Raw genomic sequence first — 5,400 nt, forward strand, 5'->3', positions numbered from 1 at the left:
ATGCACAAATATGCCGGCAAATTGATCATTTTCTGGGCCGTTCAAGCCATCGGCAACTGCTCCTGCGTTGCCCTAATAAGTGACATCCATGTCACGATCCCTGGGCACTATGCAAGCGTTCCCGACGCTTGAATGCCCAGAAAACAATCAATTCGCCTTTTTGGTGAGCGTCATTTCGACCCTACCTGAGTAGTTACTATTCTCTACGATAAGGGCTTTCCTCCTTTTCATGAATTCATGGCGCCAGTAGCGGCGCAGCGGGCTTTGCAATGCGGCTCACTTTTGGTTGCGGGCATTGGGACGTACTGCTTTACGTTTTTGGTTTATCGAGACGACAGCCTCAGCAGGCTGCGCTAGCGTGGGCTACATTCTATAAAAGTAGCGTTGTTTGAGGGTTCTATGAGATTGTTTTCGTTTTTACGTTGGTCGGGGGTTTTGTGTGCGGGTAGCCTGATGGCGGCTTGTGGTTCTAGCGGTGGCGACGGACCAGTGACGAATCCCCCTGTGGTGGCTTCGAGCGCGGTTGGGGATTCTAGTGTCGCGGCTAGTAGCTCTAGCATTGCAAGCTCGATAGTGAGCAGTGCGGCAAGCAGCATAAGTGCAATCAGTTCAAGTAGCTCAAGCAGTTCAAGTGATATAGCCGCGGCAATGCCTGAATGCGCATGGCTGGGGCAGCCGCTTGATATCAATAGTCATACTCAGACTTTTACCGTAGAAATCGAAAATTTTGATATCTGTGATGAGTCCGTGAGTGAGTTGACGAGTGAGCCGAACACGGCGGGTTACCGAGATACAACCGTTGGTATTCAACTGGATGCGACGGTATCGAACGGCTACTTCGTGGGTGCTACGGCAGCCGGTGAGCACCTTGAATATACTTTGAACATAGAGGCCGCGGGTTTTTACACACTTACTTATCGCGCGCGGGCGCAGGCCAATACCACGCCCGTTATTGCTGTGAGCGTTGATGGTGAGGCGGTTAATGTGCCTACGGTTTCGGCTCAGGAGTGGGCAGATGTAGCGGTAGCCGGTGTTTATTTTAGTGGCGGCTTACAGGTGTTACGGGTAGCGTTTGATGGTGCAGGTGCCGAGCTAGACGCGATTCGCTTCCAGTCGGAAGAAAACGACGCCTTAACCGCGGTGACGATTGTCGCCAATATGGGGACTGGCCTTAATTTGGGTAATACCTTAGACGTACCGCGTGGCCAAGATTGGGGCGCAACACGTGAATCGAAAGCGTATTTCGAGGGTGTTAAGGCGGCAGGCTTTGATCATGTGCGTATTCCGGTCACTTGGGATGGTTACACCGCCGATACTGCGCCCTATGCCATAGAGGCTGCCTGGATGGCCCGTGTAGAGCAGGCGATTGATTGGGCGCTGGCCGAGGGGTTATACGTTATTGTGAATGCCCACCACGAAATTTGGCTAAAGAATGATTTCAACGCCCAAAAGCAGGCTCGCATCGAGGCCATCTGGCAGCAAGTGGCCGAGCACTTTAAAAACAAGCCCAAGCGTTTGATTTTTGAAATTCTTAACGAGCCACACGGCATGACAATCGAACAAGTGGATGGCTTGAACCCCATATTGCTGGCGATTATGCGAGAGAGTAATCCCGATCGTGCGGTGGTTTTTTCGGGTAGTGGCTTCACGCCATATACCGAACTATTAAAGGCCAAAGTGCCGGCGGGCACACAGCTCATCGGTAACTACCACAGTTATGACCCATGGCAGTTTGCTGGGCAGTGTACGCGTGGCTGGGGCTCCAATGCCGACAAGGCCGATTTGCGAGCCATTTATCAAGCGGTAGCCGATTGGGCTGTAAGCCAGAATTTACCGGCAACTGTGAACGAATTTGGCGCCGCCCATTTGGACTTTGAAAACCCCGAAAATGTCTGTGATGTAGATGATCGCAAAGCCTATTTACGCCATCACGTCGTGTTGCAAAAAGAGTTTGGTATTCCTGGTACAGCCTGGGATGACGATGGCTCTTTTCAAATTTATAAACGCGCCAGTAATACCTGGGACGGAGCTCTGGGGAGCTTAATCTTTTAGTCTGCGCTTTCCACTTTGTTTGATATAGGGCTGCAACCGCAAGGTTGCGGCTTTTTTTGTGTCTGCTGCTCTGTGATTAAAAAAACCTATCGAGGGTATAGCGAGGCCATTGTGCGCTTTAAGGTATGCTTGCCGCATAAAAAGCGATATTTAATCGCGTTAATTCTATAACAACAATGCGTAAACAATACGCAGGCAAAGAGGCAAGAGCGATATGGTTAAGCAAAAGGCACAGTGGCTGAGTGTGGGGTTGATCGCGATCAGTATGGCTGTGGTCGGCATGGCTTGGGCGGAGGATAAAGTCGGCTCCGCGCCAGCGGCCCTGCCCAAAGAGACTATTGGTAATATCCTCTTTCATGATTCAAGGTTATCTAACCCTGTTGGGCAATCCTGCGCTACGTGCCACAAGCCGGATCAAGCCTTTAGCGACCCCGGTAAAGCAACGAGTGAGGGCGCGATAAAAGGCGTGTTTGGTCATCGTAATACCCCCACGTTACTTTACGCCAGCTTCGCGACGCTATTCGAACGCCCTCAATACGAAAATGAATGGATGGGTGGTTTGTTTTGGGATGGGCGCGTGAATACCTTGCAGGAGCAAGCGTTAGGGCCACTAATGAACCCTATTGAAATGAACAGTACCGTGGCTGGCTTGGCTGAAAAACTTCGTGCTACCGGTTATTACAACAACCTTAAGCAGGTGTATGGCGCAGCGCTGGATAAAGACGATAAGGCATTGGTGGATGCGGCGGCTGATGCCTTGGCGGCTTTTCAGCAGACGGAGCAGTTCCACCCTTTTACGTCAAAGTTTGATTATGTCGAATTTGGTTTTGTTGAGTTCACCGAACAGGAGGCTAACGGCAAGCAGATTTTTAATGGTAAGGCGATGTGCATCGATTGTCATTCTGGCCCTACCAATTGTTTACGCGCTATAAGCACCACAATATTTTAGTGCCGCGCAATCCGGCACTCGCATTCTACAGCCAAGCGAAAACCGTGAACCCCCTTGGCGCTGCATTTGTTGATGGCGGCACCCAGGCCAACCCACATTTAAGTGCTAAGGATAAGTTGCTAGCGCGTGGTTTGTTTCGAACACCCTCGCTGCGCAATGTGGTACTCACATCGCCCTATATGCATAACGGCGTCTTTACAACGTTGGAAGAGGTGGTGGATTTTTACAACGACATAGACGCGTTCGAGCCTGAATTCGCAGACAACTCAAGTGGAATGTTAACGAGAAAACTGAACCTAACCGAGCAGGAAAAGGCCGAGCTTGTTGCTTTCCTTAAAACCTTTACCGACGGTTACAGTGTGCCGCCCGAAACACTTAAAGCGCTTAAGGCTAAGCAGAATCAGATGAGGGAGCAGTTGGAAATTCAGCAGGCCAAGTATTTGAAAGAACAACAAGAACGCTTAAAATCGGCTACTCCCAATCAAACGTAACAGCCGAGCGAGCGGGTAGGGTGTATTGAAATGGCTGTATTTCACTGTTTACCCAGAACGACTGCTCGTTGTTTAGCGGGTTGTAGACCAATAAAACGGTGCTGTTATCCGGGTTTTGAAAGGCGACGTGGTGTAGGTTGCCGGCAGCACTTGTGGATGCAATACGCTGTGCGTTGCTGTCCACAAATTTAGCGACCTGCGCGATGATGTAGTAAGACACATGGCGTGTAATTTCACCGTTATTTTCATTAATAGCCAGTGCGCCTTGGCAGTTGAGGCAGCCGCGCGCTTGGCTTGGTGGTGTGCTGGCAAGGTTCCATTCAATCACTGTGCGCGCCCAGTTGCGGGTTGCGCCTATAACAACGTTCTCCATATGCCAGCCAAGGTCGCCATCAAAGCTACCTTCTGAACCTGTCCATTGCTCTGTGAAATACACATCTTTGCCGGTGTTTATTTTCACATCCGTAAGTGCACTAATATCGCCGCCGTATAAATGGAATGCGGAGCCGCTTACATATTGGCTGCCGTTGGCGACGGCTTCTGCGTAGTCTGGGCGGTCGCAGTTGTGGTCGAATGCCAAAATTTTAATGCTGTGGTCGCTGCTGGCTAATGCTGGGCCTAAATGGTTTTCAACGAAGGCTGATTGTTCGTCAGCAAACATTTCTAGGCTGGGTTCGTTGTGGTCATTCAGTGGCTCGTTTTGCGGGGTTAGCGCCCAAAAGTGAATGCCGTGCTCTGCCATGGCATCAAAATACTTCACAAAATAGCGTGCATAGGCGGCGTAGTATTCGGGTAGCAGGTGGCCTCCAATCCAGCTTTGGTTATCTTTCATCCAAGGGGGTGGCGACCATGGCGTAGCCATTAGTCTGATTTCTGGATTGATGGCTAAAATTTTCTTAAGCAGCGGGACTTTATCGTCTAAATCGGGCCCGTTAAGGCTAAAGTTCTGCATGTTCACGTCGCCGGCAGTGCTGTTAAAACTGTAAAGCGAAGTACTTAAGTCGGAAGCGCCTAGGGGCACGCGCAGCACATCAATGCTATTGCCGCTTTCAGGATCAAAAAGCTCCAGTAGTAAATTGTGTTGCGCTGTTGCTTCAAGTTGCGAAATAGCCAGTGCCGCGCCTTGGGTAAGAGCAAAACCAAAGCCTTCCATTTGCTGGTAGCGCTGCGTGGTATCTACAGTAATTTGTGTGGCCGCTTGGGGGATGGCATCGCTACCGTTGTTTGCTGGTGAAATATCTGTTCGCGCTAATAGCTGGCTCTGGTCCCCGCGGGTAAGCCAGGCGGCAACGGTTTTTGTGGCGGGAGCTATTACGGTAATAATAAGGTCGTCTGTTGCGGTGTGGTTTTCACTATCAGTTAGGGAGAGGGTAACGCGGTGCTCGCCCGCTGGAAGCTCTACCGTAGTAAGGCTCTCGGTGGCGATCGCCGATCCATTCAGTATCCAGTGGCTCAGTGTAATGTCATCTTCGGCGTCGTAGCTGGCTGCGCTATCAAGTGTGACTAACGCAGTGGCCAGATTCGGTTCGAGTGTAATCGTTTGGTCTTCGCCGGCAATAGCAACGGGCGGGCTGCCAGCAAGGGTTGTTACTGCGAAAGTGGTTTGATAACTGCCAATAGTCAGTGTTGCAGTGCGAGCAACAGAAGGCTGCACAGCGGCCTGTAGCAGTAGCTGAACCGTTTGACCGTCGAAAATGTTGGTTGCGGTGCTGCGAAAGCTGCCGCCGTCAATGGCGTACTCGCCACCTTCGATGGTGATAGGCGTTGCGGTATTAATGCCGTTAACGGTGATTATGCTGGAGTATGCATCTTGGTTGAGCGGCGCGTTGAGTGCCGGGCTGAAGGTAAATGCATCCGGAGTTGTATCTGGCTGCTCGCTGGGGGGAATGCTATCGGCTACGCAGGCGG

4 protein-coding genes are annotated in these 5,400 nt (G+C 51.1%); 3 read left to right on the plus strand and 1 reads right to left on the minus strand.

What is annotated here, in order from left to right; translation table 11 throughout:
- Window positions 1–399: 399 nt before the first annotated feature.
- From AC3A8L_RS18975 to AC3A8L_RS18985, 3 genes are all read left to right on the plus strand, one after another.
- Entirely contained in the window at window positions 400–2,052 is a 1,653-nt protein-coding gene (locus AC3A8L_RS18975; RefSeq protein WP_487963847.1) for a cellulase family glycosylhydrolase, read from the plus strand.
- A gap of 214 nt (window positions 2,053–2,266) precedes the next feature.
- The gene (locus AC3A8L_RS18980; protein WP_487963848.1) at window positions 2,267–3,001 is read left to right on the plus strand and encodes a cytochrome-c peroxidase; all 735 of its coding nucleotides are present in this window, start codon (window positions 2,267–2,269) and stop codon (window positions 2,999–3,001) included.
- A gap of 44 nt (window positions 3,002–3,045) precedes the next feature.
- Window positions 3,046–3,492 (plus strand): hypothetical protein, encoded by a 447-nt coding sequence (locus tag AC3A8L_RS18985; protein ID WP_487963849.1) that lies wholly within the window; start codon window positions 3,046–3,048, stop codon window positions 3,490–3,492.
- Here the strand turns inward: AC3A8L_RS18985 and AC3A8L_RS18990 are convergent.
- Window positions 3,473–5,400 (minus strand): glycoside hydrolase family 30 protein (locus tag AC3A8L_RS18990; protein ID WP_487963850.1); only part of this gene is annotated, 1,928 nt, incomplete at its 5' end. The genes AC3A8L_RS18985 and AC3A8L_RS18990 overlap by 20 nt on opposite strands.

Source organism: Marinagarivorans sp. (assembly GCF_982758155.1).